The sequence below is a fragment of the Pseudonocardia parietis genome, from assembly GCF_017876315.1.
GTDB lineage: Bacteria > Actinomycetota > Actinomycetes > Mycobacteriales > Pseudonocardiaceae > Pseudonocardia > Pseudonocardia parietis.
This window is the reverse complement of the sequence record NZ_JAGINU010000001.1, coordinates 3238996-3265622: the sequence shown is the minus strand read 5'-3', so window position 1 is coordinate 3265622 and position 26627 is coordinate 3238996. Positions and strand designations below refer to the sequence as shown.

Below are 26627 nucleotides of genomic sequence, written 5' to 3'. Positions count from 1 at the left end.
TAGATGCAGGTGTCCACGAGCGCCGCACAGGATCTACTTGCGCCGCAACCGTCGAGTTCCACTCACACGACGTGACCTGCTGGTTCGTTCGCCGCGGCGGCGAACAACGTCATCCTCACCAACGGTGCCCGGTTCTACGTCGACCACGCCCACCCCGAGTACGCCACGCCGAGGTGCTGACCCCTCCCGAAGTCGTGGTCTGGAGCAAGGGCGGCGAGCGGATCATGCTCGAGGCCGCGGACCGGGCGGCGCCGGTGCCGGGTGCGCCGCGGATGCAGCCCGGACTCTCGACCGAAACCTCGGAGCACCTCCGCACCGCAGCGCTGCGACCAGCACAAGCGGTGGGATCTCTTAGCAGCATCACTGGAAAAGCGCGAGCCTGCCGCGTTCTGGGAAGTACGCAGGTATCGAAAGCGGAGGTAGACGTGCCGAAAAAGACCCACGTATCCCGAAGATCGAAATAATGTTTCGTTACGAAATTGCCGAAAGCCCGCCGACGTTGTAGCCTGTAAGTAAGCAAATAATCACAAGAAATTGCGGCACCCGGCCTGTATCCCGACTGGACGGGTCCGCCGCGAGTGTGCGCCGACGAAAAATGCGGGGCGCGCGTCGCTCACCTCCGGCGCGGAGGGCAGCGAGGTGCAGGAGACCGCGTTCACGGTACTCGAGAACGATCTGGAGGTGGGTGGGGTGGAGGATATGACGACGGTCGTCTTCGTCCTGGTCGCGCTGGCGGTGATTCTCGCGGTCCGGGGCGTGGTGCGTGAGGGTTCCGGCGGATTTCAACGAATCGTCGGGATGGGGCGCCGGTCGGCCCGTGTGGCTCGTGGCCCTGATAGGAGCCCGGAAGCGAAGAGCGCCGGTGACGTCGATGTCGACGAACCGCCCAGGTCGCTGAACCAACGCCGGGCGGTCAGGTGCTCGAACCGGGCCGCGCTACGTTCCCACCGCGGGCGAGCGCAGCCTCGACGACGTCAGCGCGCTACGCGGCGCGCTGAACGGCCGACCCTGGTTGCTCCGCACTCCCCCGCCTGAACGAACATCCGTCAGGAGTCACCACCGGAATCTCATACTCCAACCGGCGACATCGTCATGCCCGGAGTAGGGCGGAATGTTTACCGACGAGCTGCGTGGAGGCTTGTCTTGAAGTGGACCACACGGCGCCACTGAACGAACCGCAAACGTGGGTTCGGCCCGCGCCATTTCGATTCGAGAAGTTCAACAAGTTCAGGAACGATCGATAGGAGTTCGGCAACGGCGCCGGCGGTGCCTGCCGACCTGGCGACGTTCTCCTGGACCGAGATCGTCCGGCACCTGCCGGCCACGGGCCGATCGTCTCCCGGCGATCCGGCCCTGATCGAGTACCGGGCCGCTCGGCGACGCCACCCCGTCCCCTCTGCATGGCGACACGATGCGTCTGCTCAGGGGGCACCGGACGGCGCCGCCGACCGATGGACGACGAGGTCCGGTAGATGACACGCGACCGACGCCCCTCCCGAGGCGGCGACGGTCGGGCGACAGACGAGGAGGTGGGTCGCCATGACGACGATGCAGAACCCAGGCGGGAGCACCCCGCAGGTGGCCGCGCAGACCACTGCCGGGCTTCCCGGAGCCGGGGCGAACCCCGCCGTCGCCCCGGCGGCCCGCCGCACCGAGCCGTACCTGCGCCTGCAGTGGAACGACAGCGTCACCGGCGCCGTCGGCTACCTGGTCGTGCACACCCTGCGGTCCGGTCTGGCCACCGGCGGCACCCGGATGCGTGCCGGGTGCACGCTCAGCGAGGTCGAGGACCTGGCCCGCGGCATGGCGAACAAGACCGCGACCTTCGACCTACCGGTCGGCGGGGCCAAGGGCGGCATCGACTTCGACCCGAAGGACCCGCGCGCCGTCGAGGTGCTGGAACGCTACTTCGAGGCCATGCGCCCGTGGCTCGACGCGCACTGGGTGACCGCCGAGGACCTCGGCGTGCCACAGCACCTGATCGACGAGGTCTTCGCCCGGCTCGGCCTCGACCAGAGCTACCACGCCGCGATCCGGCGGGCCGCCGACCCGGCCGCCACCTGCGAGCGGGTCCGTCGGGGTCTGAACGCCGAGGTCGAGGGCGGGTTCCTGCTCGGTGACGTGATCGGTGGCTACGGTGTCGCCCACTCCTGTCTGGCCGCTGCCGTCGCCTGGGGGCGGCTCCCGGCCGAGACGACCGTCGCGATCCAGGGCATCGGCACGATGGGGGGCTCGGCCGCCTACTACCTGCACGAGGCCGGCATGAAGGTCACCACGGTCGCCGACGCCGCAGGCACTCTGCACGACGCCGCCGGCCTCGACGTACCGGCGCTGCTGGACCTGCGCGACGAACACAACGAGGTCGACCGCTCGCGGCTGCCGGAGAACGTGGAGCAGCTGCCGCGTTCGGCGGTCCTCTCCGCCGATGCCGACATCCTGGTCCCGGCCGCGATCTCCTACGCGATCACCCCGGACAACTCCTACGACGTCCGCGCCCGGGTCGTCGTGGAGGCCGCGAACGCCGCGACCACCCCGGAGGCCGAGGCCATGCTGGCCGCCCGCGGCATCCCGGTGCTGCCGGACTTCGTCGCCAACGCCGGCGCCGTCGCCTGGGCCTGGTGGCTGCTGCTCGGCCAGGTCGACGACGCACCCGACACCTCGTTCGACCGCCTGCGCACCGTGATGCACACCAAGGTCGCCCAGCTCATGGCCGCCTGGACCGAGGACGGCGTCACCCCGCGCGAGACCGGCCACCGCTGGGCCGACGAGCCGGCACCGGTCACCGAGCCGGTCGTCATCCCCTGACACCGGCGCTCCGTCACGACCACCGCGGGCAGCACCCGCATGGGTCCTGTCCTGCGCGCCGGTCCACGGAGTGAGCGATTGCGCAGCAAGTGAGTGCTCGCATCCCGGACCCCCGCCCGGGTAGGAGTCTTCGCGTCCACTCCGACTCCCGGAGATGCTGACAATCGGCTACACCGGCGTGTCGTCCGCACGGCGCCTCCGATCCAGTTCGTAGGCGTACACCTCGAGCGCAGTCCTGGCCCTGACGTAGGCGGTGAGGCGCAACCGGGGCAGGCCCAGGAGGTCGTTCACGGGAACCGGGCTCCCCCGGACGAATCCGGCGCTGCGCATGGTGGCGAACTCGTGCGCTGCAGGTGCTCTCGGTGATCGACCGCGATCGTGCCTCGTGCCTGTAGGCCGGCCGACTCACCGCGGCCGATTCCTGGTCGGCCCGGCCGCTGGTGAACAAGCTGTGCGCGGAGCTGCGGCCGTACGCGCCGACGCTGGTCGGCGCGTTCGACATCCCGGAGAACCGGCTGGCCTGCCCGACGCTCGACGACGAGGCACGGGCCCGGTGACCGAGCGGTCCCCTGCGTCGGTGACCGACCAGATCGAGACCGATTGATCTCGATCTGGACCTGGACACTTAACATCCAGGATAGGTAACGTCCAGGACCATGCGAATGAGCCAGGGCGTCGAGTGGGCGTTGCACTGTTGCCTCAACCTGGCATGGATCGCCGCGCCGGTCCCGGCCTCCCGGCTCGCCGCGCTGTACGACCTGCCGCCCGCCTACCTGAACAAGCAGCTGCAGGCCCTGGTCCGGGCCGGGATCTGCGAGTCCATCCCCGGCCCGCGCGGCGGCTTCCGGCTCGCCGGCACGCTGGACGAGGTGTCGCTGCTCGACGTCGTCGTGGCGCTGGAGGGCCCGGAGGACGCTTTCCGCTGCACGTCGATCCTTGCCGCCGGCCCCGGCGGTGCTCCCGATGCGAACTACCCGGACTCCTGCGCGATCTCGCTGAGTATGCGCCGGGCCGAGCTGGCCTGGCGTCGCGAGCTCGCCGCGCGCTCGCTCGCCGACGTCTCCGACGACGTCCTCCGTCACGCTCCCGACGCGGCCGACCGCGTCCGGGCCGCACTCACCAACTGAGAGGAACTCACCCCGTGGAACCGCGCATGTCCAAGCCGTACTCGCACGTCCCGGAGAGCTACCGCGCACTGTCCGCACTGGAGCGCTCCACCCGCGACGCCGACGTCCTCCCCGTCCCGATCCAGGAGATCGTCCGGCTGCGTGCCAGCCAGATCAACGGTTGCGGGTTCTGCGTGGATATGCACTCGCACGACGCGCTGGAGCACGGCGAGAGCACCGAGCGCCTCATGGCGGTCGCCGCCTGGCGGGAGGCGCCGTGGTTCACCCGCGAGGAGCGGGCCGCGCTCGCACTGACCGAGTCGATGACCCGGCTGGCCGATCGCGCCGACGCGGTGCCCGACGACGTGTGGGACGAGGCCGCCGCCGTGTTCGACGAACGCGCGCTGGCCCTGCTCGTGACCACTGTGGCCACCATCAACGCGTGGAACCGGATCAGCGTCGCCACCCGCCAGATCGCGGGCAGCCACCGCGGCGCCGCCTGAGCACCGCCCCGGTGGTGGCACGCAGTGTGATCCCCGGTACGCGGCCCCTCGTCGATGTAGTGCAGCCGCTCGTCCGGGGTGTCGAACCAGCGCGGGGCATGGGCCACAGTCCGGCGAACGTCCAGTCGCTGCTCATGCGTGGTTCTCCCGGGCCAGCCGGAGTATCTGGTCGACCGACCATTGGTCGTCGACGTGCCGGCCGTAGTGGACGGCGAGGACGCGACCATCCCCGGCGAGCAGGAAGTCGGCCGGCAACCCGAGCGAGCCACCGTCCGGGTTCGTGGGCGGCAACGGTCGCCGATGGCGCACGACCGACCGGAGCGAGTGCAGCACCGCGCGAACGACCGGCAGCCAGGCTCGCGGGTCGAGCAGGGCACGTCTCGACGCCTCGACACCGAACTCGGTGTAGAGCCGCTTCTCCGGGTCGGCGACGACGACCGGCGGCAGGCCGTCGGCGTACCGGCGCAGCTCATCGGCGCTGGAGTGGAACACCACCACCTCGCACACGCCCGCCGCCTCGATCTCGTCCCCGCGACGGATCACCGATCTCAGGTTCAGGTGGCAGACCGGGCAGCCGGCGAATCGCCGGAACTGCAGGTGGGTCAGTCCCCCGGCGGCCGGCACCGTGATCGGGTCGCCGGCCACGGTGGCCACCTCGCGCCGTGTGACGACGGCGCCGACCGGCACCCGCCCGTTCCTCAGCGGCCCCGGCATCAGGGTGCTCCATCCGCTCGGCCGGCCGCGGCGATATCCGCGAACACTGCGATCAGCTCCGGGTCCTCGACCGCCGAGGCCGGCACCACGGTGCTCCGCCGATGTCGCGAGGTGATCGGGAGCCGGTCCGAGCGGGCCTCGATCTCGGCGCTGGTCCCGGCCTCGACCGGTATCGACCCTGCGGCGGAACGCGAACTCTGATTCATGTCGTCGTCACCCGCCGGCCGGCAGGTCGCGTCGCCGTGCGCCGGCCTCACAGGATCGCCCTCTCGCACGCGTGGGCACGACGGAACCGGGCCCTGTGTGGTCGTGCTATTCGTCGAGCGATCCGTCGTGCGTCGATGACGTGTTGCCGGAGATTCCCCTCGATCGCCGGCTGGTAGCCGATGAACCACAGGCCGGGGGTGCCGGACGCCGGATGCCCGGTGGTCGCGAGGGGACGGCCGTTCTCGTCGAGTACGCCCAAGTGGCCCACGAGTGGTTCCAGGCCGGGCCGGAATCCGGTGGCGGTGATGACGATGTCGGGCCGGAGGCAACGCCCGTCACGGAGGACGACGTCGAGGTGGGTGAAGCGGTCGATCTCGGAAACGATCTCCAGCCGACCGGCTTCGAGGTGATGGACGAAGCCGCGGTCGACAGCGGCAGTGACTCCGGTGGTGCGTAGGCGTGAGTAGGGGCCCTGTCGCGGGGTCGGCAGGCCGTGGGCGGCGAGGTCGCCGACGGCGAGGCGGGAGATACGTCGGGCGGCGACGTCGCGCACCCGCTCAGGAAGGGCCCGCAGGGCGACTGCGATCGGGGTCAGCGGGATGCCGGCCACCTCGAGCGGCATGATCGTTGGCGGGGTGCGGACCGACAGCCACAGCTGTGTGACCGGGGCCTCCACGAGATGAGCGGCGAGCTCGACGCCCGAGTTGCCCGCACCGACCAGCAGGACGCGCCTTCGGGCCAATCCTCTGACGGTTCGGAGTGCGGCGGCGTGGAGGACGGAACCGGCGAACGTGTCGTGTCCTGGCCATTGCGGCTGCCGAGGGACCCGATCGAGTCCCGTCGCCACCACGACATGGGCGGCCTCGAGGTCCCCATCGCTGGTGCGGACCCGCCACCGGCCACCGGCACGATCGATGCGCTCGGCGCGCGTACCGGACCGGACGTGCAGGTGGTGTCGTGCGCTGAAATCCTCGAGGTGGGCAACGTAGTCGTCCCGGCTGACCCATCGGCCCGCCGCACGGGGAATGCGCGGGCCGCTGAGGTCGGAGTGTCGGCGGGTCGTGTTCAGGCGCAGTTCCTCGTGGCGCCTCCGCCAGGAGTGCCCGACGTCGTCGCCTTCTTCCAGCACGAGCGTGGGCACGCCGCGGCGCTGCAGGGCTGCGGCCGTCGACAGCCCCGCGGATCCGGACCCGATGACCAACGCGCGCGGAGGATCAGTGCGCATGGGAGTACCCGGTGGCAGTGGCGAGGCCGTGCCGGTGCAACCACGGGGTGAGCGCGTGCAGGTCGGTCACGTGGTGCAGGTCGTGCACTCCGGGACGGAACCTGCGTTCAAGGAGCGCATGCACCGCCCAGGCGGCCACGACCGCGCTGGCGGCGCTCTGTTCACGACCGGTCGCCCACGTCGTCGTGCCGTCCGCGGCCCGGGCCGCCGCGACCCACCGGTCCCGGCGGGTGAGCCGGGCCACGGTCGGCGCCCAGGCCGCCAGCGCTCGCCGCAAACCCGGCACCCGGGCGGCGTGGGCGGTCACGGTGGCGAGCAGGGGCGGGTCGAGGGCGCACCAGGATGTCACCGGGATGCCGAGGTCGCGGGTCAGCGTGTGTTGTTCGGCGAAGTCGACCCACCGCACTGTGTGACGCCCGAAGCCGGCGGGCATCTCCACCCGGCGCGGGGGGTGCTGCGACGAGGTGGCCAGCTGGTCGAGCATCCAGGCGGTGGCGGCCGGTCCGTGTCGTTCCCCGAGTCCGAGCAGCAGGTTCAGCGCGATCCCGGCCGTGTCGGGGACCAGCGCGTGGGTGGCGGTGGCGAGCAGGTTGGTCAGCCCGGGGGCGAGGCCGGCGCCGGCGATGACGGTGATCTGCCCGGCGCGGACCGGGCCGTCGAGCTGGTGCAGCGTGGTCAGGTGCGCGATATCGGCGCTGAGATCCACGAGTTGGGTCCCGGCGGTGACCGCAGCCGATGCCACGGCCCGATCGTCGAGGCCGGTGGCGTCGACGACGACCTGCGCGGCATGAACGTGCTCGCGCAACGCTGCCGGGTCGAGCGCGTCGAGTGGCTGGAAGCGGGCGCCGGTCGGTAGTGCGGCCGGGGCCCGCCGGGCGGCGGCGAGCACGGGCACGCCCTCGCGGGCCAGCAGGCTCGTCACCGCGCGGCCGACCGCGCCGGTCCCGCCGAGCACGAGCACCCCGGTATCGCGGCGCCGGGCGGGCATCAGTGCCCGTGCCCGTGCGCGGCAGCAGCGACGGATTTCCCGGCCGGCACGAGCAGCGCGGCCATCACCGCGGTGACGCCGGCGGCGACGGCGCTGAGCGCGAAGCCGACCACGAAGTCGCCGGGAACGGGCTGGGCGGCCGTGATACCTGCGGCCGCGACGCTGGAGACGGCGGCGACGCCGAGGCTCCCGCCGAACTCGTGGAAGGTGTTGACGATGCCGGAGGTGATCCCGGCGTCGTGCTGATCGACATGCGCGGTGGCGATGGTGAATGCAGTGACGAACGTGGCACCGACACCGAGCGCGGCCACCGCGAGCCCGCCGACGAGCGCGACGGGACCCTGCCACAACACCACGGCGGCGCTGCCCGCCGCGGCGACACCGAGGGCGGGCACGACGACGCGGCGGGGCCCGACGCGCGGCAGGGCGTGACCTGCCACGCCGGAGCCGACGAGCGTGGCCACCGCGATCGGCAGGAACAGCAGGCCGGTGACCAGCGCGTCGTACCCGTACAGGTACTGCAGGGTGAACGAGGCGAGGAAGAATCCGGCGATGAGCACCCCGGTGGCGACGAGGATGAGCAACACTCCGGCCAGTACCGCGCGCCGAGTGAGTATCCGCAGATCCATCAGCGGTGCACGCACCGTGCCCTCGACGACGAGAAACCCGGCGTAGAGCACGGCCGCGGTCACGATCGGACCCCACGTGCCGGGCGCGGACCAACCGGCATCGCCCACGTGGATCAGGCCGTAGATCAGCGCCGCGGTCGCGGCAGTGACCAGCAGCGCGCCGGGGACGTCGAGCCGGGGCCGTCCGTGCGGGCTGCTCCGGTCGACCACCGACGGGAGCGCCGCGAGCAGGGCCAGCCCGACCGGCACGTTGAGATAGAAGGCGGCCTGCCAGCCGGGGCCCGCGGTGAGCGCCCCGCCGAGCAGCACGCCGACCGCAGCACCCGCGCCACCGAGGCTGCTCCACACCGCCAGCGCCCGGCCCCGCTCCGCACCGCGGAACACGGTGGTGACCAGGGAGAGGGCGGCCGGCGAGAGCAGGGCAGCGCCGATGCCCTGCCCGACCCGCCCGGCGATGAGCACCTCCCCGGTGCCGGCCAGCCCCGCGACCGCGGACGCGGCCGTGAACAGCGCCAAGCCGGTCATTGCGACCCGCCGGGCGCCGAACAGGTCGGCGGCGCGGCCACCGACGAGCATCAGGCCGCCGAACAACAGCGTGTAGGCGCTCACGACCCAGGTCAGCGACTCTCTCCCGAGATCGAGGTCGGTGCCGATGTCGGGAAGCGCGACCGCGACCACGGTGACGTCGAGGACGAGCATGAACTGCGCGATGCTCAGGAGCGCCAGCGCGCGCCATCGGCGCTGGTGAGCGGCGGCCTCCTGGATCGCAGGAGTGGGTGCGTGCATCGCGGGCTCCAGACGGTCGGGACTAACCTGAACAGATGTGTTCGAGTTAGTTCCCGAAGCTAACCCGTACAGTGGTGTTCAACAAGTACGGAGAGTGTGATGCACGCAACATCCAGCACAGTCGGCCAGGAACGCCGCGCCGATGCCCGGCGCAACATCACCGCGATCCTCGACGCCGCACAGGCCTGCCTGAGCAGTAATCCGGACGTGAGCATCGGCGAGATCGCCAAGGCGGCCGGTGTCGGCCGTGTCACGCTCTACGGGCACTTCGGGTCCCGCGCCGAGCTCGTCGACGCCACATTCGCCCGCGTGCTCGTCGAGGCCGATCAGACCCTCGACGCCGTCGACCTCGACGGCGATCCGCGCGACGCCCTCGCGCGACTGATCAGCTCCAGCTGGCGGATCGTGAACCGGTTCCGGACCTTGCTCCTCGCCGCGCAACGCGCGCTTCCGGACGAGCGTGTCCGCGAGCTGCACGACGGGCCCATGCGCCGGGTACACGAGCTCCTCGAGCGCGGACGCGCCGAACGGGTGTTCCGCACCGACCTGCCCGACACCTGGATGGTGGCCACCTTCTACAGCATCATGCACGCCGCGGCCGACGAGATCGCCGCAGGCAGGCTCGACGCCCAGGACGCCGGCGACCTGCTGGTCACCACCCTGCTGGCTACGTTTGCGCCGGCCACCGAACACACCGGGCAGAGGGGACTGTAAGAACATCGGCTCTGGCTCAGGTCATCCAATCCTCCACGTCGAGGTCGCCACGACCGGGTCACCGCCACCTCGGGCTCGGCTGCCGGCCGGCGCCGCAGGTCAGGGCGTGGTGGATGGCTCGAAGTCGTAGGTCCGGTCCCCCACCCGGATCAGGTCGACCGCGCCGACCAGGCTCGCGTTGCCGGCGCCCTGGTTGACCCCGGCCGCGTAGACCGAGACGCCCGGGTGAGCGTCCGCGATCTCGTCGAGGGAGCGGCGGGCCCCACCGTCGCGGCACTCGCGGTAGGGGTCCACCCGTCCGATCTGCTGGGTCGTGCACCACCGGGCGGAGCCGAGGTCGTAGCGGGTCCAGACACCGGCCGGCCCCTCCGGCGGGACGAAGGTCAGCAGGTGCAGGTCGCGCGGTTCCAGCTCGCCGCCGTTGGCGTCGATCGCGATCTGGAACGACGGGAACGCGCCCGCCTCGGACGCCGGGTCGCGCAGGGCGTGGTAGCTGCTGTCTCGGAACCGCTCCAGCGAGCCGGCGAGCTCGCCGGTGACGAACTGGACCTTGTCGTCGTCGCCGGGGGTGCGCAGTTCCAAAGCCCCCGTTCCGCCGTCGGCCGGGGCGCCGAGCCGGTCGGTGAACTCCCTGCTGCCGCGGCCGGTGTCGAAGCTCCCGGCGAACTGGTTCATCCGCTCCGGCGTCACGACGGTGGTGCCGGACGGACCGAACAGGTCGCCCGGCGCGGCGATGGCCGGCACCGGGTACAGGACGGTGACGGCGAGAGCCGCCGCGGCCACAGTGAGAACCCGCCTACGACGACTGCGCATCGTGTCTCCCTCCGCCCCGGGCTCCGTCACCGCGGTGACGTGATCAACGAGCCGGGCACGCCGGGGTCACGGCCCTGTTCGCCTATACCGCGTCCGCGGCCACGGCCTCGCCGGCCCCGTCCTATGGACTCGAACATGATCCAGGCAGGAGACGGACCCCGTCAGACGGTCCGTTTCCCGGCAGGGCGGCGCAGGTGTTCGGTGAGTGTGCCCTGCGCGCCGAAGAGAGTTTCCCGCCACCGCTGCTCCAACGCGCGGGTGTCGTGCCGGTCCGGGTGGAAGCGCGGGTGGTTGAACACCGGCATCCGGGCCAGCACGCGTCGCATGAACTGGCCGGGCCCGAACATCAGCCGCCATCCCTCGCGCAGGTCGCGCGGACGACGCCAGACGCCCTGCTGCACGAGCAGGTAGGCCCAGCCGAACACGGCGGCGACGCCGACGGTGCCGAGCACGAGGGGCACCGACCGGTCCCGTTCCTTCTGGTCGGTGCCGATCACCTCGTACACCTCGTAGGTGACCGACTTGTGCTCGAGTTCCTCCAGGGCGTGCCAGAGCCACAGCTCGCAGATGTCGCCGTGCACGCGCTTCTGGAACTCGTCGGTGCTCAGGATGTCCTCTGCCAACACCGCGGTGAAGTGCTCCATCAGCGCAGTGCAGGCCAGCTGCTGGCGCGGCGAGGTGCGCCCCAGGACCTTCAGCGCGGTCGCCACTGCCTTCTCCGGCACGCCGACCGGGAACCCGCGATCACGGAACGCCGCGTTGAGCCGGTCGTGCTCGCGGCTGTGGATCACCTCCTGCGCGGTGAAGCCGGCGACCCGGGCGCGCAGTTCCTCATCGGTGACCCGGTCGCGGAAGGCCACGACCGAGCGCACGAAGAAGTCCTCCCCCGGCGGGAAGATCGCCGAGAGCATGGCCAGGAACAGCGTGGCGGTCGCGTTCTCGGAGTACGCCCACGGCGCGAGCTCGTCAGGCAACCGGAAGTCCAGCTGGCGGGGCGGAATGCCCACGTCGGCGCCCTGCAGGCGGCGGGGGCGGGGTGCGGTGTCGGTCACGGTCGAGTCCTCTCGGTCGTCGTCGACGTGGGATCTGGGCACGCATGCGATACAGGCTGTATCCCATACAGGCTGTATCGCCTAGTTGGTGAGCTTGGGCCGCGGTGGCGCGTGGTGTCAACCCGCCGGGGAGGATGGGGGACGTGAACAGCACCGGACCTGGCGCCGCCGCGACCGACGGGCGCGCGCGGCGCTGGGCCGGGCAGCGGGCCGCACGGCGGGCGGAGGTGGTCGAGGCCGCCATGGGCGCGATCGCCGTGCACGGTCCGGAGGCGAGCACCGAGCAGATCGCCGCCGAGGCCGGCGTACCGCGCCCCGCCCTCTACCGGCACTTCGACGGCATCGACGACTTGCAGAGCGCGATCGTCGAGCGCGCACTGACGAGCTACGTCGCGGCGCTCGCCCCGGTGTGGAACCCGCGCGGCACGCCGCGGGAGATGCTCACCGCCGCCGTGGCCGCGCACGTGCAGTGGCTGGCCGACCACACCGACCTCTACCGCTACATCCTGCGGGCCTCCCGGATGACCACCGCCGTGACCGACGTCCGCCAGACCATCGCCGATCGGATGGTCGGGCTGCTCGGCGAGGACATCCCCGGCGGCGGGTTGCCGGCCGCCGTCGCCGAGCCGCTGGCCGCCGGTGCGGTCGGGCTGGTCGACGCCGCCACCGGCCGCTGGCTGGAGTCGGCCGACCCGCTGCCGCTCGACGAACTCGCAGCAGAACTCGCCCGTTGGGTGTGGGCGATGCTCGACGCGGCCTTCCGGAGCCGCTCGATCGTGATCGACCCCGAAACCCCGCTCGCCGGGCTCTGATCGGCCAGATCGACGACGCCGAGCAACGGTTCGCCGCCGTGCGCGGATCCGAGTCGTGACGGCGGTGGAGCCGGGCCTGATCATGGACTGCCCCGCAGGTAGACAGCAAAAAGGGCGACCCCTCCGTCCTGAGGAACCGCTCTCTTCCGACCTGTCGGGACGACAGGATTTGAACCTGCGACCCCATTAGAGCGTCCGGCAAATGATGTTCAGCGGAGTCGGCGGGTGGTCGGCCGGGTGGGCCAGCGGTAGAGCACGCGTGCGCGGTTGATCAGGCGGCGGATCACGGTCAACGCGGCGGCGAGGTTGAGGTAGAACTCGGCGATGTCGCGGCGCTTGTCGGTGAACCGGCGCAGCTTGCCGAACCCGTTCATCCACGCGTGCAAGCGCTCGACCGGCCACCGCCGCCCAGCCTGGATCGGGGCGGGTTCGCCCTTGAGCGCGATGTGGGCGTCATAGCCGAGGACCTCGAGCAGGTCGCGAGTCTTGGCCGAGTCGTAGCCCCGGTCCAGATGCATGCCCGGCAGATCGGGCAACGGACCGATCATGTCGCAAACCCCGGCCAGGGTGGGTTCGAGCAACGGCGAGTCGTGATCATTGGCGCGGGCGGCGACCAGGTGCAGCGGGATCCCGTTCCCGTCGCCGGCCACCGAGCGTTTGGTGCCCTGTTTGCCCCGGTCAACCGGGCTGCGCCCGGATACCTCACCGCCGCACGGGGACTTGGTGATCGACCCGTCCACGGACAGGTCATCGAGGTCGAGTCCGATCATCTGGTCGTAGCCGGCCAGGGCCTGGCGCAGCGTTTCTCGACCGACGCCGGCCCGGGCCCAGTCGTCAAGGCGGCGGCGGATGGTGCGGTCCGAGCAGCCCGGTGAGGCGAGGCGTTCGTAGCCGCTGCCGTGCACCAGCGCGGCGAGCACGTGTTCGAACACGACCCGGTCCGGGATCCGGCGGCGGTGACAGCCCCACGGATGGGTCGGGGAGAACTCGGGCCGTCGTTCGGACCCGATCAGGTCAGCGAACTCGACCCACAGCGGCTCGATCAGGGATGCTGGCAACAGAGGCACGGACCCTCCAGGCGATCACAGGACTTCAGCAATCCCATGATCACTTCTGGGTCCGTGCCTCTACCTGCAACGACACGCGGCGACCTCATTTGCCGGACGCTCTTAACCCCAGGATCGTTCCGCGCACTGCTTGACCTGGGGAAATGCGTGTCTGCGCAGGTCGGCTGGTGCAGTACGACGCAGTCCAACGCAGCCCGATTCGACCCGTCCTCGCTCGCGCTCCAGGCCTGCTCCAAACGATCAGGCAATGATCTTGAACGCACTTACCGACGTACACCTTCCGCCGGGCGGCATCCGGCCGACCAGCGCAGGCCTTCCGCGCCCCGGACCCGGCCGACCCCGACCGGGCCCCTGACGCTCACCCGGTCCCGCCCGCAGCTGGACCGTCCCTTCACACGGAACCTCATCGTCGACGCGCCACAGCTGCAGGACCATCTCGACCAGGGCGCCGTCGACACCGCAGACGCTCGGCGCGCTAGTCCGCCGGCATGTAGCGCTCGAACCAGTCCAGCATCCGGGCCAGGAAGTCGATCTGCGCCGGGTAGGACCGCACCCCGTGCCCCTCCTGCGGGTAGATCACCAGCGCCGAGGGCACCCCGTGCGCGCGGAGCGCCTGGTGGAACTCCTGCGCCTGCCCCGGCGGTGTGCAGTTGTCGAGTGCACCGGCGACGTTGAGGCACGGTGTACGGGCCTTACTGGCGTGCAGCACCGGGCTGCGGGTGTGCGCCCGGGTCCCATGCTGTTCCGGATCGGCGTCGAGGAACCGGTTGCCCCACGCTGCGATGTTGCTCGTGAAGCCCTGGCTGTACCAGTCGGTCACCGGGGCGATCGGCACAGCGGCCGCGATCCGTCGGTCCTGGGTGACCAGCCAGGACGACATGTAGCCCCCGTAGCTCGCGCCGATCAGACCGACCCGGGCCTCGTCGACGACGCCGCGTTCGACGAGCGCGTCGATCCCGGAGAGGTAGTCGTGGGTGTCCGCTCCGCCCATGTCCCCCACGACCAGGCCCGCGAATCCCTGCCCTCGGCCGCAGCTGCCGCGGGGGTTGGGGTTGAGCACCGCGTACCCGCGGGAGACCAGCAGCGGGACCCACGCGGACCTCATCGACCACGTGTTGCGGAAGGCCCAGATCGGACCGCCGTGGATGTTCACCACCAGCGGGAAGGGCCCCTCACCGTCGGGCGTGCACAGGATGGCTTCGATCTCCGTCCCGTCGGGGGCGTTCCAGGTGATCGCCTCCGCGGTCCCGGCCACCGAGCGCAGGTAGTCGGTGCCGGGATGGGCGATGGAGGCGAGGACCTGGTCGCCGTCGGGGCCGATCAGGACCAGCTGCTGCGGGAGCTCGTAGGACTCCTCGATCGTGCACACGCGACCGTCGGCGGTGAAGGCGCCGTCGGGGTGGAACGTGGCGCCACCGCACGCGTGCGGCATGGAGAGGACCTCGGTCACGCTGCCGTCGCCGACCCGGACGATGCCGGCGACCGAGTCGAGGTGGCGCTGCCCGATGTAGCCGAGCCGGGCGTCGTCGATCCACTCGAGCCGGGTCACGTCGGTTCCGCGGGTGTCGATCCGCCGGACCGCCCCGGACCCGGGGTCGACCAGGAGCAGGTCACCGGCGACCAGCCAGCGGTCGCTGCACACCGCCTCGGCCACCGAGACCCACCGGCCGTCGGGCGAGCCGGTCGGCAGGCCGAGCTGCACCTCGCTGCTGAGCAGCTTCCGTACCGAGCCGTCCGGCTCGATCAGGCTGAGGTCGGCGTTGTACCAGTCATCCTCGGTGGGACCGTCGGAGGTGATGGCCGCAACGCGGTCGGGCCCGCACCATCCCGCTTCCCAACAGTTCAGGCCCTCCGGGGACAGGCGTTCGAGTACCCCGGTCCCGGGAGTGTAGGTCCACAGGCTGCGCCAGGCCTCCTGGACGACCTCACCATCGATGCGGGGGAACCACGACGGAGCATCGTCGACCTTCCTGCGGTTGACCCCCGACCCCTGCCCGCCGGAAAGATCGGCGCCGAGACCGGCGACCCCCAGCAGGATTCTGCTGCCGTCCGGCGACCAGTGCAGGTACTCGACCGTGCCGGGCACCGCGGGCGCCGCCTCCGCCTCGCCCAGCCGGCCGTCCACCTGCAGGTGGAGTTGGAACACGCCCTTCTCGGCGCGGTCGGCCAGGAACGCCAGCGTGTGCCCGTCCGGTGAGAACCGCCCCGACCGGGCCGAACCGCCCAGCGCCGACACCTGCCGGAAACGACCGTCCTGGGCGGTGTAGAGCGCCGTCCGCGGCAGTCCCTCGAGCTCATCCAGGACATCCGCGGTCACCACGGTGCGCAGGCCGTCCCGGGTCACGTGTGCCTCACGCAGGCCCGAGGGCCTGCCGAACGCGGGTTCGTGCAACGCACGCAGGTGCGTCTGCGCCGTCTCGTACTGCTTCTCATACGGTGCGGTTGCGCTCAGCTCGTCTGCCATCGGGTTCCCTTCTCGTGGCGGTGTCCGTGCACCGCCGTCCGTCGCCCTCGCCGAGCCAGAGTGGTCGCACCGATGGAGGACGCTCTACAGCCGGATGTCGCGGGTGCCGCACCATCGGTGTGACACCTGTCGAGCACGATCGGTGTCCGGCCCCGCCCGTTCAGTCGAGGGCCGAGTAGACGGCGTCGAGGACGGCGGTCTGGCGTGGATCGAAATGCGTCGCCCCGTAGCGGGTGGGGAGCCAGCACAGGGCGAAGCCGGCGTCCGGGTCGGCCATCGCCAGAGAGCCGCCTGCTCCGCCGTGCCCGAAGGCACGGGGGCTGCGGGCGAGCGGGTAGGTGCTGCTGGGCTTCTGGAAGGCGAGCGCGAAGGCGGTCTCGGCGAGGATCACCGCATCGACACCGCGCACGACCTCGGTCGTCGCCATCCGGACGACCTCCCGGCTCCAGGGCGTCGAGTCGTCGCCTCGCAGGGCTCCGCTCAACCCGTCGTAGAGGCGCGCGAAGTCCCGGGCACCGGCGAACATGTTCGCGGCAGGCATGAACGCGTCACGGATCGCCTCGCCGTTGACGGCGGGCATCGGGTCCGGCAACGTCTCGGGGATGTTGCGCATGACGCGTGACTGCAGACTGTCCGGGTCGGCGAACGCTGCGACCAGCTCCGGCGGCATGTCCGCTGTCGAGCCACCCGTGGCACCGAGGACACGAGCAGCGCGGTGCCGCTGCCCGGCGGGGAGACCGACGTACATTTCGGTCCCGAGGGCGTCGTTGATCTGGCGCAACAGCTCGGCGAATCCGTGCCCCGAGGCGTGCTCGAACAGGAAGTCGGCATAGTTCCCGACCGTCTGCGGGCTGTAGCCGATCCTGGTCCCCGGTTCCCATGCGGGCGCCTGCGCCACCAGCGCGGTGGCGAGCTTCTCCCGGTCCGTCGTCAGACCCAGCGGCATCGTGTCGTCCAGGTAGATCAGACCTGCCTGGTGCGACAACAGCTGAGCCACGGTGATCTCGCGCTTGTCCGGTGTCCCGAACTCGGGCCAGTACGACGCCACACGAGCGGCCGGGTCGAGCTGACCGCGCTCGACGAGGAGCGCCGCGGCCGCTCCGACGACGCCCTTGCCCATGCTCTGCACGATCTGCAGCGTCCGGGCGGTGTAGGGCGTGCCGGCCTCGGCGTCGGCGACCCCCCAGGTCTCGTCGAGCACCGCGGTGCCGTCGACGTAGACGCACAGGGCGGCCCCGGCCTCCGGGTCGCCGTCGAGCTGCGCCGCAGCGACGTCCCGGACCTTGTCGACATCGAAAGTCATGCGGGCTCCTCCGAAGGTGAGCGTCGAACGGGGGTGTGGAACCTGGGGCCTTGACGCACGGTTCGGGCCACGGCCATGCTCCGTAGATTAACACCGTTAATATGGAAGGCAAGGGCATGAGCTGGACCGACGAAGAACTGCAGGATCTCGTGACGAGGACCGGCCGCCGCATCCCGGTGGAGCTGGTTCGGGTGATGACCGACGGCTGGCGGGTCCCCACCGTCGACATCGAGGAGTGGGCCGGCGCCGCACCGCGCCGACGCCGCAGGGCTGCGGTCACGGCGGACTTCGCCGGCGATCTGCTGGTGGTCCCCAACGGACGTCCTCCCTGGCGCACCAGCGACCTCACCTACCCCTTCCGCCCGGCATCGGACTTCCTGTGGCTGGTCGGAGAGGTCGACCCGGGCTCCGTCCTCGTGATCGGCTCCGACGGGGAGCCGACACTGTTCGTGGACGAGCGTCCGGCGCTCGGTCGTCCACTCGCCTACCTCGACGCCGCGCGGGGAGCCGTCTACGACGGCCGGCCCGAATCCCTCTCGGCGATCCGGACCCGCCTGGGACTCGAGACGCGTCCGATCGAGGACCTGGAGGCCGTCCTGCGGGGTGCAGGCCGGGCTCGAACGGTCCGTGGCCTCGACCCGCTCGTCGACTCCCTCGTCCCCGAGGACGGGCAGGAGCTCGAGAAGCAGCTCGCCCGCCGACGCCTGGTCAAGGACGACTACGAGATCAGCCGGTTGCGCGAGGCGTCGGCCGCGACCGTGGAGGGCTTCCGGGCCGTCGCCCGAGCTCTACCCGACGTCCTCAAGTACGGCGAGCCCCTGGTGGAAGGGCTGTTCACCCAGGCGGCCCGTACCCACGGCCGGGGCGTGGCCTTCACCCCGGTGTGCTGCGGGGGGTCACGCTCGACGATCCTGCACTGGTTCCGCAACGACGGGCAGATCGAGTCCGGGGACATCCTGCTGCTCGACGCCGGCGTCGAGAGCACCGAGTTCTACGGCTCCGACGTCGCCCGGGTGTTCCCCGTCTCCGGGCGCTTCTCCCCCGCGCAGCGCGACGTCCACGACATCATCTCGGCTGCGCACCGGGTCACGCTCGACGCGGTGCGCCCCGGCACGACCTTCGAGGAGCTGGGTGCGGCGGCCGCAGGTGTCCTGGCCGAGGGCCTGACATCGCTCGGGGTACTCCCGAACCGGAACGTCGAGGGCCTCGCCGAGGACGTTCTCGCCCGACGCTGGACTCTGCACGGCATCGGTCACATGCTCGGCATCGACGTGCACGACAGCTTCTCCGTGACGAGCGAGTACATGACACAGCCGCTGGTCGAGGGCCACGTCCTGGCGATCGAGCCGGGGCTCTACTTCTCGCCGTACGACGAGTACGTACCCGCTCCGCTGCGCGGCCTCGGCATGCGGATCGAGGACGACGTCGTCGTCACCTCGAACGGTTGCGAGGTGCTCTCGGCCGGACTCCCGACCTCGACGGCCGGGGTCGAGGACTGGCTACAGACCCTCTCCTGACGTGGGCGGGCCCAGCTCGCGGAGGACAAGGTCGAGCTCCTGCTCGAAGCCCCGATCCCAGTCGGGGCTCGCAGCGCTGCGCAGATAGTTGCCGAGCTCGGTGTAGCGCCCGAGGCTCGCGTGCCGCTCGTATCGCTCGGCGATCGAGGTGGCGCGCGGGCGGTGGTGGTTCGCGTAGGCGATGGCCTCACCGGCACACAGCATCAGGATCGCGCGGTAGAGCACCACGGCCCGCTCAGGCGGCGCGCCCGCCGCCTCCAGATCGGTGAGCATGAGCTGGGTGCAGTCCACCTGCGCCGAGGGTGACTGTTCGGGGAGATAGCCGACGATCGCGGTGAGCAGGCCGGGGTGCTCGATGCCGGCCCGATGGAGCCGGTGCGCGACGAGGCGGACCCGCTCCAGCGGCTCCATCCCACCCGGGAGCTGCGCCAGCACCTCCCGTGCCACGAACGCGTCCGCGACGGCATCGAGCAGGTCGTCCCTGTCCCGGACATGGTTGTAGATCGCAGTGGCACTGACGCCGAGCTCGGTGGCCACGGCGCGCAGTGACAGCTCGGCAAGACCGGAACGTTCGGCCACGGACTCGGCGGCGGCGACGACAGCCGCTCGGGTGAGCCCGACCTGCTCGCCCCTCGAACGGCGTGCCGACGTCTTCACTGTGCTCCTTCGTGGCGTGCGGTGGAGGTCCCGACTGGAGAGCATAGGCGCGTGCGTGACGGGTGGCGCTGTCTCCGGCCGGTCCGGCATCGCGACAACCGCCACGGTGGTCGTGCCGACTAGGACGGAGGATCGTGCGATGCCGGACGACGGCCTGCAGGAGATCGTCGACGATCTCGCCGAACGGCTACAACGATCGGTGGCGATCGACGATCCGGCGATCCGCCTGCTGGCCGCGAGCCGGCACTTCGGGGACGAGGACCCGGTGCGCGTGGCCTCGGTCCTCAACCGCTCGGTGAGCCCCGACCTCACCGAGGACGTGCTCGGTCACGGCATCGCGAGGTGGACACGGCCGGGGAACGTGACCATCCCGTCCGAGAACACGCGCCCGCGGCTGTGCGCTCCGGTGCGCTGCAGCGGACTGCTGCTGGGGTTCCTCTGGTTGATCGACACCGACGGCACCCTCGACCCGGCGGAAACCGCAGCGACCGAAGCTGCCGCCGCCCGGGCCGGAGTGGTGCTCTACCGACGGCTGGTCCTGCACGAGCGCTCCACGGCGCGCCACGAGGCAATCCTGCGTGAGCTCGTCTCGTCCGACCACGCGGCTCGCGTCCAGGCCGCCGAAGATCTGCGTGCGGAGAACCTGTTCCCCGAAGGCCCCACGTCGTTCCTCGTCCTGGGCGCCCGGGTCGACGGCGGCGACGATGCGGCGGCCGTCGCGCTCGAATCCGCCGTCCAGGAGGGCCTGCGCGTCGGCGACGACGTCAGCCTCACCGTGGCGAACCGTTCGAGGGCTTGGATCCTCTACGCCGCACGTCCGGCCGGCGTACCGGTCGATGCGATCAGCAACCGGGTCCTCGCCCGGTTCCGGTCCCTGGCCGGTGAGGGGGCGCGGGTGGTGATCGGCGTCGGCTCCGCGGTCGATGGCCTCGAGTCCGTGGTGGACTCCCACCGCCACGCGTTCCTGGCTGCCCACGCCGCCGTGCTCGTGCCCTCGATCGGGGCCGTGGCCCGGTGGGGCGAGCTGGGCCCCTACGAGGTCCTGCTCAAGCTGCCTGTCGACGACCTCCTGCTCTCATCGCAGGTACCGGCCCTGATCGAACTGGAACGGAACGATCCGCACGGTGTGCTGGTCGAGACACTCGAGGGGTTCCTCGACCACGCGGGCGACGTCCGGAGCACCGCCGAGCTGCTGTGTGTCCACCGCGCGACGCTGTACCACCGCCTCAAGCGCATCGAGACCCACACCGGCTGCAGCCTGAACAGCGGGGACGACCGGCTGACGCTGCACTTGGGGCTCAAGCTGCGCGCTCTCGCTGCGGCGTACCGGCGCCGGGCCTGAGCCCATGCCTATCCCATGACCGTGCCGGAGGTCCCGGTGTTGGCTCTGCGGCGGCGGGAGAACGCGCCGAGGTCGATCGTCTGGCCGGTGTGTGCACCGCGGAACTGCACCGGGTGGGTGTCGTGGTCGTGTCCGCCCTCGACCTGCTCGATGAGCGTGGTCAGGAACTTCCCGGCCAGTGGTGCGTTCTTGAACTGGTTGCCGCTGGTGCCGATCGCGACGTAGAACCCGTCCAGCTCGGTGCGGTCGTAGATCGGGGTCCAGTCGTCGGTGACGTCGTAGACACCCACCACACCGCGGGGACGGCTGGGTACCGTCAGCTCGGTCAGTCGCCTGGCCGCCCGGGTCACCTGCGCCTCGAACACCGCCGCCGTGGGCTGCGGGTGGGCCTGGTCGGGGTCGTCGAGCCAGTGCAGCGGGTCGCAGTCGGGTTCGGTGCCCCCGATCAGCAGGCCGCCGCCCACCTCGCCGCGCATGTAGGTGCCGAGGTCCATGTCGGCGATGGCGACACCGGGCGAACCCGCCCGAGTGTTGTCGGCCGGCGCGGTCGCATGGGCCACCTCCTGGCGCAGCGGACGCAGCCCGATCGTGAAGTCCGAGCCGACACCGGCCAGCGCGTTGAGCCGGGCCGACCACGGCCCGGCGGCATTGGTCACGGTGCGGCACGCGATCGTGCTGCCGTCGTCGAGTCGGACGCCGGTCACTCGCCCGCCGTCGGTGTCGAGCCCGACCACGGTGGTGCGGAGCCGGAACTGCGCCCCGTGGTGGGCCGCGGCCGCGGCCAGGTTCTGGGCGGCGAGCTGTGGGTCGCTGACGTAGCCCGCGTCGGGCGTGTACACCGCACCGAGCTCGCCGGTCGCCTCGTCCCAGAACCGCTCGTCGTCGATGCGCTTGGGCGGCCAGTACCGGCCGCTGTCGATACCCGGGATCCGGCTGCGCAGCGTGGCCCCGTCCCATTCCTCGTAGGGCACGCCGACCTCGTCGAACAGGCTCACGTAACCGGCGCGGGGGGCGAGCTCCACGTCGAGCATCGCGATCCCGCACCGTTCGTAGCGCACCAGCTCGCCGACATCGCATCCGAGGTGCTCGCCCCAGTGCTGCCAGCAGGCCCGCGACTCCCAGGCCGTCGCGACCCCGGCACGGGTGGAGAAGTTGAACCGCACCACCGCACTCGACGAGCTCGTCGAGCCGTGCCCGACTCCACCGGCCTTGTCGATGACGATCACCTTCCGGCCGGCCCGAGCTAGCTCCAGGGCGATCGACGACCCGACCACCCCGGCACCGATGACGACATCCGCATCCATGAGTCCAGTCTGAGCAGCCGATTCCTCCCGAACATCCGTCCGGCGACGAAGGTACGGACCGCTCGGTGCGACAGATGTCGTTTGCCGCCGGCGTCTTCGATGGCGCAACCGTCAGTGCGCCGGGACCGGAGCGCGCTCAGGTGTGTGGTGTCGTGGCCCGGACGCCTGCGAGTACCAGATCGACGATGCGCTCCGCGTCCGCGCGGGTGAACGGGCGCAGGCCGCGGTTCACGATAAGGTGCACCGGACCGGAGATCATCTCGCCGAACAAGGAGTAGTCGACCGGCGGCAGCTCGCCTCGGGCCATCGCCAGCTCGATGCGACGCCGCATGGCGGCGGCGCGCTCTTCGAAGATTCTGGTCGCCGCCCGGCGGACGGCCGGGCTCTCGTGGGTGGCCTGGGTCGCCTGTTCGAGAGCCCGGACCGTGGGCCTGCCCAGGCCCTCGCTGAGGACCATCAGGAAGTCCACGAGGTCCCTGCGGAGATCGCCGGTGTCGGCGACCGACCCGAGGTCGTCGACGTACTGCAGCAGGGCCTCGACCACCAGCTCCTCACGGTCGGCCCAGTTGCGGTAGACGCTGGTCTTGTGCACGCCGGCGAGCTCGGCGACCTCCTCGTAGCGGAAGCCCGCGATCCCGTTCCGCGCGACGAGCTCGACGGTCGCGGCGAGGATCTGCGCTCGCACCCGCGCGGTGCGGCCACCGGGACGACGCGTCGGCAACTGATCCGCGGTGCCGGCCATCAGCGGCTCACCTCCTGCCCTCTGCTCGGGAGTGGATTGTCGTCGACCCCCGCGTTGCACGCACCCACGGCCGGAACGTACCGTCCACTAAAGCAACAGGATAGTCGCTTTAACGGACCGAGGTCGACGAGCGCCTGATCCGCTCGACGCAGCCACCCAGCGAACCCGGAGCACCCACCATGAAGATCCTCGTGTCCGGAGCCGGCATCGCCGGGCTCGCCTGCGCACTCGACCTCGGCACCCGCGGCCACGACGTCACCGTCGTCGAGTACGCCCATCGCCTCCGGCTCACCGGCACACCCATCGACATCCGAGGCGACGCCGTCGAGACCGTGGCCAGGATGGGGCTGCTTGCGAAGATCCGCGAGCAACGGATCCGGATGAGCGAGCTCATGCAGTTCGTCGACAGCGACGGCGAACCGGTGGCCCGGATCCCGATGGCGGAGGTGAGCGACTCCGACGACGACATCGAGATCGTCCGCGCGGACCTGGTGCACATCCTCGCCGACGCCCTCCCGGCCACCGCGACGATCCGCTTCAGCGACTCGATCGACTCCCTGACCGACGACGGCGACGGCGTCGACGTGGAGCTCAGGTCTGGCCACCGCGAACGGTACGACCTCGTGCTCGGTGCCGACGGCCAGCACTCCGCAGTACGCAGGCTGGTGTTCGGCCCCGAGCGGGACTACCTGCGCCACCTCGGTGTCTACATCGCCCTCGCCGCGCTGCCCGACGAGGCATGGCCCGATCGCGTCAGTTCGATGTACAACGTCCCCGCGCGGATGGCGGGCATCGCCCGCTACAAGGACAAGGCGCTGGCGACCTTCACCTTCCGATCGGAACCGCTCGACTACGACCACCACGACCTGGACGCCCAGAAGAAGATCCTCACCGATGCCTTCGCGGGCCACACGACGTGGAAGATCCCCCAGCTGCTCGACGCGGCCCGCACCGACCCCGAGTTCTTCTTCGACTCCGCCAGCCAGATCCACATGCCCTCCTGGCACCGCGGCCGCGTCGCTCTCGTGGGGGACGCCGGGTACTGCGCGGCCTTCCTCTCCGGCCGGGGCACCTCGCTCGCGCTCACCGGAGCCCATCTCCTCGCCGAAGAACTCCAACGGTGCGGAACCGATCACACCGAGGCGTTCCACCGGTACGAGGCCCGGCAGCGTCCCTACGTCACCTTCGCCCAGGAGCGGGTCGGCCAGGGCCGCGACCGCCTGATTCCGCCCACCCAGGAGGCCATCGACGCTCGCAACGAGCGCTTGCGAACGGCGGGCTCCCAGCACGCTGAACCACCCACAGCACGACCGCCGGGACGGGCGTCGCCCGCCGCACGCACTGGGGAGAACTCATCGTGAACGACGCCACCGTCGAGCTCGATCGCATCGTCGAGGAGCGCCGATGGAGTTGGCGGCTCATCGGCTGGGTGGGCGTCCTCGTCCTCGCCAACCGTATGGCCGACACCGTCATCACCACTCCCCAGATGGTCACGACGGAGATGCTCGAGTACTTCGGCACCAACAAGGTCGCCTGGCTGAACTCGAGCGCGATGCTGGCGGGCGCCATCTGTTCACCGTTGCTCGCCAAGAGCGCCGACGTCTTCGGTAGACGCCGAGTACTGCTCATCACGATATTCGTCTCGGGCGCAGGCTCGGTGATCTGCCTCATCGCGCCCAACCTCGCGCTCTTCCTGCTGGGACGGTTCCTCCAGGGCTCCGCCATGGCCGTGGTGTTCCTCACGGTGGCACTCACGCGCCAGCTCTGTCCCCCGCGGGTGGCGATGACCGCGATCGGAATCGTGACCTCCGCCTCCGCGATCGTCGGCATCGTCGAGCCGTTCCTGATGGAGCCGCTCATCGCGCAGTTCGGCTTCCAGAGCGTGTTCGCCGTGTCGGTCGTCCTGGCCGCGGCCGCCGGATTGAGCGTTCGCCTGTTCATCCCGGAGTCGCCGATCCTCGGCAGCGGCAGGATCGACGTGGGCGGGGCACTGCTGCTGGGCGGCGGCCTCGCCGGCGTGCTCGGCTACGCCAGCCTCGGGCAGGACCTCGGGTGGCTGTCCGGAGGAATGATCGCCCTGCTCGCGGCCGGGGGTGCCGCCCTGGTCGGCTGGGCGGTCCTGGCCCTGCGGGTCGACGAGCCCATCGTCGACATCCGAGCGTTGAGCAGGCCACTCCTGCTGACACTGCTGGCCGTGGTGCTGGCCGCGGGATCTTTCCAGAGCACGATCCAGCTGATGAGCCTCATCGCCAAGGTGTCACCGGAACTCGGACTCGGCTACGGGCTGGCCGGCACCGGCCCGAGCGCCCTGCTGTTCGCAGCACCCGCGCCCGGCATCATCCTCGGTGGCATCTTCGCCGGGTGGCTCGCCACACGGATCGGCCCCGCGCGCACACTCCTGGGCGGCATCGTGATCGGGACGGTGGGAACCTTCACGATGCTGGCGGGGGTGTCGTCGTTCCCGCTGATGGTCGCCTCGGTCGGGCTGCTCGGAATGGCCGCAGGAGCGATCAACACCTCCGGGTTCAACCTGGCGACCGGCCAGGCACCACCCGAACGGCACGGCGTGGTCTCCGGTCTGGTGTCGGTGATGCTCGCCGTCGGAGGCGCCGTCGTCAACGTCGCCGGAACAGCGGTGCTCAACGCCACCACCACCGAGGCGGAGGGCGCCCCGCAGAACTCGGCGGCCGGCGTGTACCTCTACATCCTCATGGCCGGGATCCTGTTCGTCACCGCCGTGGTGACCGCGACTGTGCTGACACGCAAGCGGCCCACCCCGCGGCAGACGCTGACGAGTGCCGGGTCGTCGGGGCGGCCGCGGGCGACCCCGGGCCCCGGGGCGACGCAGTCGACCCGTCACCGCGCACCCGGCCCGGCCGTCAGCGTGGCGACGCGCCCCGACGATGCGCTGCGCGACCCGGCCCCGTACTGGTCCGCCTCCGAGGAGGCCCCGACCCAGGTCGTCACCGAGCCCGTCCCGACCGTCGCCGGCAGTGGCGTGAGGAGACTGCCGCAGCGCCTCACAGGTGGGGCCGGTGTGGTGCTGCTCGCCGGAGTGGTGCTGTTCATCGGGACCCAGATCGTCACCGCGGACGACGGCACGGCGCTGCTGGGCAGCCGGCAGGTCACCGTCGGGCCCGCCCAGGAACGGGTGGAGGTGGGTGCGCTCTTCGGCAGCGTCGACGTCGTGGTGCCCGACGGCGTGAGCGCCCGAGTCGTCGGCCGGGTGGTGTTCGGCGGCACCGAGTGCGAGCGGGCCTGCAGCGAGCCGGGGCGCGAGATCGTGGTGGACGCCGTCGGTGCGTTCGGGATGGTCGACGTGATGCGCCCCGGTGAGATCTTGGCCGATGAGCGCGAGGAGGTGCGGGAGAACGCAGAGGATGCCGCGGAGGCCGCTCGGGAACGGGCGCAAGAGGCGCGGGACGACGGCTGAGGGGCACTGCCGACGTCCGATGCGCGCGCGCCTGCGAGTACACGCACTTCCCTGCCGAGCAGGCTGCCCTGAAGGGCCCGAACCAGTTCCGCAGCCTGGGCCCGACCGCGACGGCCGCGCCCGACGGACGATGGACGATGCGGTGGAAGCCCGTGATCGATGACTTCGCCGGGCGCAGTGGGTGATCCAGGGCGGTCGGCCAGTGTCGTGGTCGCCCGCCGAGGGGTGGGGACCCGTCGGTGACCGGACTCGGCGGCGTGTTCGTCCACCGGCGCCTCGACCGGAGCGGCCTCGAGCGCGTCGCCGCGCTGATGGCTACCGGGCGGCTCGCCCCGAACATCACGGCGGGCGGTCAGAAGGTCACGTTCAGGGCAAGCTCGTCCTCACCGGGTGATCTCCCGCTATGCGTCGTCGGTGACGCGTCCGTCGTCCACTGCCGGGGTC

23 protein-coding genes and 1 pseudogene are annotated in these 26627 nt (G+C 71.0%); 10 read left to right on the top strand and 14 right to left on the bottom strand.

Annotated elements, in window-relative coordinates; all coding sequences use genetic code 11:
- Positions 1-99: 99 nt before the first annotated feature.
- Both JOF36_RS15490 and JOF36_RS15485 read left to right on the top strand, forming a co-directional pair.
- Positions 100-278: pseudogene (locus JOF36_RS15490) on the top strand (proteasome accessory factor PafA2 family protein); the annotation flags it as partial.
- Positions 279-1539: 1261 nt separating this feature from the next.
- A complete protein-coding gene (locus JOF36_RS15485) occupies positions 1540-2805 on the top strand; it encodes a Glu/Leu/Phe/Val dehydrogenase dimerization domain-containing protein (RefSeq protein ID WP_210027550.1) in 1266 nt (421 codons plus the stop codon).
- Between the two features lie 168 nt (positions 2806-2973).
- On the opposite strand, the gene JOF36_RS40140 is transcribed toward JOF36_RS15485, so the two are convergent.
- The gene (locus tag JOF36_RS40140; RefSeq protein ID WP_281071412.1) at positions 2974-3096 is read right to left on the bottom strand and encodes a hypothetical protein; all 123 of its coding nucleotides are present in this window, start codon (positions 3094-3096) and stop codon (positions 2974-2976) included.
- Between the two features lie 365 nt (positions 3097-3461).
- Between JOF36_RS40140 and JOF36_RS15480 the strand changes: the two genes are divergently transcribed.
- Together JOF36_RS15480 and JOF36_RS15475 are read left to right on the top strand one after the other, a co-directional pair.
- On the top strand, positions 3462-3932 hold the full coding sequence (locus JOF36_RS15480) for an RrF2 family transcriptional regulator (protein ID WP_210027549.1): 471 nt from the start codon (positions 3462-3464) through the stop codon (positions 3930-3932).
- Positions 3933-3946: 14 nt separating this feature from the next.
- On the top strand, positions 3947-4414 hold the full coding sequence (locus JOF36_RS15475) for a carboxymuconolactone decarboxylase family protein (RefSeq protein ID WP_307862390.1): 468 nt from the start codon (positions 3947-3949) through the stop codon (positions 4412-4414).
- Between the two features lie 132 nt (positions 4415-4546).
- On the opposite strand, the gene JOF36_RS15470 is transcribed toward JOF36_RS15475, so the two are convergent.
- Genes JOF36_RS15470 through JOF36_RS15450 form a run of 5 tightly spaced genes read right to left on the bottom strand, consistent with a single transcriptional unit; the run spans position 4547 to position 8963 of the window.
- Entirely contained in the window at positions 4547-5128 is a 582-nt protein-coding gene (locus tag JOF36_RS15470) for a peroxiredoxin-like family protein (protein WP_210027547.1), read from the bottom strand.
- Positions 5128-5334 (bottom strand): hypothetical protein, encoded by a 207-nt coding sequence (locus JOF36_RS15465; protein WP_210027545.1) that lies wholly within the window; start codon positions 5332-5334, stop codon positions 5128-5130. Before JOF36_RS15465 ends, JOF36_RS15470 begins: the two co-directional genes overlap by 1 nt.
- Positions 5335-5381: 47 nt before the next feature.
- Complete coding sequence (locus JOF36_RS15460; RefSeq protein ID WP_210027543.1) at positions 5382-6560, bottom strand: flavin-containing monooxygenase; 1179 nt, start codon at positions 6558-6560, stop codon at positions 5382-5384.
- On the bottom strand, positions 6550-7548 hold the full coding sequence (locus JOF36_RS15455; protein WP_210027541.1) for a saccharopine dehydrogenase NADP-binding domain-containing protein: 999 nt from the start codon (positions 7546-7548) through the stop codon (positions 6550-6552). The genes JOF36_RS15460 and JOF36_RS15455 overlap by 11 nt, the downstream gene beginning before the upstream one ends.
- Positions 7548-8963: an MFS transporter gene (locus tag JOF36_RS15450; protein WP_210027540.1), complete on the bottom strand. Its 1416-nt coding sequence runs from the start codon at positions 8961-8963 to the stop codon at positions 7548-7550. Before JOF36_RS15450 ends, JOF36_RS15455 begins: the two co-directional genes overlap by 1 nt.
- A 99-nt stretch (positions 8964-9062) precedes the next feature.
- Here JOF36_RS15450 and JOF36_RS15445 point away from each other — a divergent pair, with 99 nt between their 5' ends.
- A complete protein-coding gene (locus JOF36_RS15445; protein ID WP_210027539.1) occupies positions 9063-9677 on the top strand; it encodes a TetR/AcrR family transcriptional regulator in 615 nt (204 codons plus the stop codon).
- A 99-nt stretch (positions 9678-9776) separates the two neighbouring features.
- Here the strand turns inward: JOF36_RS15445 and JOF36_RS15440 are convergent, their stop codons facing one another.
- A complete protein-coding gene (locus JOF36_RS15440; RefSeq protein ID WP_210027538.1) occupies positions 9777-10460 on the bottom strand; it encodes a hypothetical protein in 684 nt (227 codons plus the stop codon).
- A gap of 191 nt (positions 10461-10651) precedes the next feature.
- Positions 10652-11542 (bottom strand): metal-dependent hydrolase, encoded by an 891-nt coding sequence (locus JOF36_RS15435; protein ID WP_210027537.1) that lies wholly within the window; start codon positions 11540-11542, stop codon positions 10652-10654.
- A gap of 143 nt (positions 11543-11685) precedes the next feature.
- Here JOF36_RS15435 and JOF36_RS15430 point away from each other — a divergent pair, with 143 nt between their 5' ends.
- Positions 11686-12354: a TetR/AcrR family transcriptional regulator gene (locus JOF36_RS15430; protein WP_307862389.1), complete on the top strand. Its 669-nt coding sequence runs from the start codon at positions 11686-11688 to the stop codon at positions 12352-12354.
- A 209-nt stretch (positions 12355-12563) separates the two neighbouring features.
- Here JOF36_RS15430 and JOF36_RS15425 read toward each other — a convergent pair whose 3' ends face one another.
- From JOF36_RS15425 to JOF36_RS15415, 3 genes are all read right to left on the bottom strand, one after another.
- Positions 12564-13421, bottom strand: coding sequence for an IS5 family transposase (locus tag JOF36_RS15425; RefSeq protein ID WP_210026896.1), 858 nt, complete (start codon positions 13419-13421; stop codon positions 12564-12566).
- 475 nt (positions 13422-13896) lie between these two features.
- Positions 13897-15885: a S9 family peptidase gene (locus JOF36_RS15420; protein WP_210027535.1), complete on the bottom strand. Its 1989-nt coding sequence runs from the start codon at positions 15883-15885 to the stop codon at positions 13897-13899.
- 160 nt (positions 15886-16045) lie between these two features.
- The gene (locus JOF36_RS15415) at positions 16046-17188 is read right to left on the bottom strand and encodes a serine hydrolase domain-containing protein (protein ID WP_210027534.1); all 1143 of its coding nucleotides are present in this window, start codon (positions 17186-17188) and stop codon (positions 16046-16048) included.
- Positions 17189-17304: 116 nt separating this feature from the next.
- Between JOF36_RS15415 and JOF36_RS15410 the strand changes: the two genes are divergently transcribed.
- On the top strand, positions 17305-18705 hold the full coding sequence (locus tag JOF36_RS15410; RefSeq protein ID WP_210027533.1) for an aminopeptidase P family protein: 1401 nt from the start codon (positions 17305-17307) through the stop codon (positions 18703-18705).
- Here JOF36_RS15410 and JOF36_RS15405 read toward each other — a convergent pair.
- Positions 18688-19362: a TetR/AcrR family transcriptional regulator gene (locus tag JOF36_RS15405; RefSeq protein ID WP_210027532.1), complete on the bottom strand. Its 675-nt coding sequence runs from the start codon at positions 19360-19362 to the stop codon at positions 18688-18690. The two genes, JOF36_RS15410 and JOF36_RS15405, sit on opposite strands and share 18 nt — an antisense overlap.
- 55 nt (positions 19363-19417) lie before the next feature.
- On the opposite strand from JOF36_RS15405, the gene JOF36_RS15400 reads away from it, so the two are divergent.
- Positions 19418-20704 carry a PucR family transcriptional regulator gene (locus JOF36_RS15400; RefSeq protein WP_307862388.1) on the top strand — a complete coding sequence of 429 codons (1287 nt, stop codon included), beginning with the start codon at positions 19418-19420 and terminating at the stop codon, positions 20702-20704.
- A gap of 8 nt (positions 20705-20712) precedes the next feature.
- On the opposite strand, the gene JOF36_RS15395 is transcribed toward JOF36_RS15400, so the two are convergent.
- Positions 20713-22008 carry an NAD(P)/FAD-dependent oxidoreductase gene (locus JOF36_RS15395; RefSeq protein ID WP_210027531.1) on the bottom strand — a complete coding sequence of 432 codons (1296 nt, stop codon included), beginning with the start codon at positions 22006-22008 and terminating at the stop codon, positions 20713-20715.
- Positions 22009-22144: 136 nt separating this feature from the next.
- The gene (locus tag JOF36_RS15390) at positions 22145-22750 is read right to left on the bottom strand and encodes a TetR/AcrR family transcriptional regulator (protein WP_245350847.1); all 606 of its coding nucleotides are present in this window, start codon (positions 22748-22750) and stop codon (positions 22145-22147) included.
- Positions 22751-22929: 179 nt separating this feature from the next.
- Here JOF36_RS15390 and JOF36_RS15385 point away from each other — a divergent pair, with 179 nt between their 5' ends.
- Positions 22930-24111, top strand: a complete 1182-nt coding sequence (locus JOF36_RS15385; protein WP_210027530.1) for an FAD-dependent monooxygenase — start codon at positions 22930-22932, stop codon at positions 24109-24111.
- Complete coding sequence (locus JOF36_RS15380) at positions 24108-26183, top strand: MFS transporter (RefSeq protein ID WP_210027529.1); 2076 nt, start codon at positions 24108-24110, stop codon at positions 26181-26183. The genes JOF36_RS15385 and JOF36_RS15380 overlap by 4 nt, the downstream gene beginning before the upstream one ends.
- The last annotated feature ends 444 nt before the right edge of the window (positions 26184-26627 follow it).

Bases quoted from the DNA above. Each gene is read 5' to 3' on its own strand.
- JOF36_RS15485 (WP_210027550.1), top strand. From the start codon at position 1,540: ATGACGACGATGCAGAACCCAGGCGGGAGCACCCCGCAGGTGGCCGCG.
- JOF36_RS15480 (WP_210027549.1), top strand. From the start codon at position 3,462: ATGCGAATGAGCCAGGGCGTCGAGTGGGCGTTGCACTGTTGCCTCAAC.
- JOF36_RS15470 (WP_210027547.1), bottom strand. From the start codon at position 5,128: ATGCCGGGGCCGCTGAGGAACGGGCGGGTGCCGGTCGGCGCCGTCGTC.
- JOF36_RS15465 (WP_210027545.1), bottom strand. From the start codon at position 5,334: ATGAATCAGAGTTCGCGTTCCGCCGCAGGGTCGATACCGGTCGAGGCC.
- JOF36_RS15460 (WP_210027543.1), bottom strand. From the start codon at position 6,560: ATGCGCACTGATCCTCCGCGCGCGTTGGTCATCGGGTCCGGATCCGCG.
- JOF36_RS15455 (WP_210027541.1), bottom strand. From the start codon at position 7,548: ATGCCCGCCCGGCGCCGCGATACCGGGGTGCTCGTGCTCGGCGGGACC.
- JOF36_RS15450 (WP_210027540.1), bottom strand. From the start codon at position 8,963: ATGCACGCACCCACTCCTGCGATCCAGGAGGCCGCCGCTCACCAGCGC.
- JOF36_RS15445 (WP_210027539.1), top strand. From the start codon at position 9,063: ATGCACGCAACATCCAGCACAGTCGGCCAGGAACGCCGCGCCGATGCC.
- JOF36_RS15420 (WP_210027535.1), bottom strand. From the start codon at position 15,885: ATGGCAGACGAGCTGAGCGCAACCGCACCGTATGAGAAGCAGTACGAG.
- JOF36_RS15415 (WP_210027534.1), bottom strand. From the start codon at position 17,188: ATGACTTTCGATGTCGACAAGGTCCGGGACGTCGCTGCGGCGCAGCTC.
- JOF36_RS15410 (WP_210027533.1), top strand. From the start codon at position 17,305: ATGAGCTGGACCGACGAAGAACTGCAGGATCTCGTGACGAGGACCGGC.
- JOF36_RS15395 (WP_210027531.1), bottom strand. From the start codon at position 22,008: ATGGATGCGGATGTCGTCATCGGTGCCGGGGTGGTCGGGTCGTCGATC.
- JOF36_RS15390 (WP_245350847.1), bottom strand. From the start codon at position 22,750: ATGGCCGGCACCGCGGATCAGTTGCCGACGCGTCGTCCCGGTGGCCGC.
- JOF36_RS15385 (WP_210027530.1), top strand. From the start codon at position 22,930: ATGAAGATCCTCGTGTCCGGAGCCGGCATCGCCGGGCTCGCCTGCGCA.